An 893-nucleotide genomic window follows, 5' to 3' on the forward strand; every position below is an offset into this window, starting at 1 on the left:
TACGGGATGGCGTGGAAGGCCACCTCAAAACTGCGGTCGCGCCGGGCGCGGCTGTGGAGGTGGGTTATCATCACCCCCTCCCGGAAGGTGCCGGTGACCTCTTCGCCGCCGCTCACCTTCAGTTCCTGACCGGGGGCGAGCGTCGCGCAGCTGCTCTTTCCGCTCAGCCGGGTCTGGTCGTTCAGGTAGCGCTCGTGACGCAGGCGGGCATAAAATGCCCCGCTCTCCGGCGCCGGGTCGCGCGGATGGCTGTCGCCCGGCGTCAGGTAGTTATCTCCCCAGTGGTACGCCTCGCCGTAAGTGGTGCTGTCGCCCCGGCTGACATCGATGCTGAGGCTCATCTCCGCCGGCGCGTTGCGGTAGTTATAGTCCCGGGTGAACACCGACTGCGGCACCACGCGATGCCGGCTTTTCAGCGCCCACACGGATTCCGTCCCGCTGTCGTGCTGGCCGGAGGGCGGCACCGACGGCAGAATCAGCCCCAGCCCGTCGTGCCGCTGGTCGTCGTAAAACTCCACCACGTCGATGTTCAGCCGGGTGTCGGCGATGAAGCGGAACCAGATACCCACCTCACTCAGCAGGCGGGTGATAAAGCGCAGGTCGTCCTCGCCGTACTGCATCACCTGCTCGCGACGCGGGTACGCCTGCGCCAGGGTGAAGATAAAGTCCTCCCCGCGCATGCCGTGGCGGGTGCGCAGGATATGCTCCACGATATCCGGCACCGACATATCCTGGTAAATCCGGTTCTGGTGGCTCCGGGAGAGCAGCGCCAGACGCGGCTGCAGGGTCAGGGAATAATGCGTTTCGTCCCGGGAGGCGGAAAGGCGCTCAAACGCCGTCACCAAGCCCTGAATCGTGCGTACCGGCTGCCGGATTTTTACCCCGAAGCCCTG

1 protein-coding gene is annotated in these 893 nt (G+C 65.5%); it reads right to left on the reverse strand.

The annotated features are described in order from the left end of the window. Positions 1 to 893 (reverse strand): type VI secretion system tip protein VgrG (vgrG, locus tag K2184_RS28980; protein ID WP_439237812.1); only part of this gene is annotated, 893 nt, incomplete at both ends.

Origin of the sequence: Klebsiella sp. K5-306 (assembly GCF_051835185.1) — a bacterium.
Classification (GTDB): Bacteria; Pseudomonadota; Gammaproteobacteria; order Enterobacterales; family Enterobacteriaceae; genus Klebsiella; species Klebsiella oxytoca.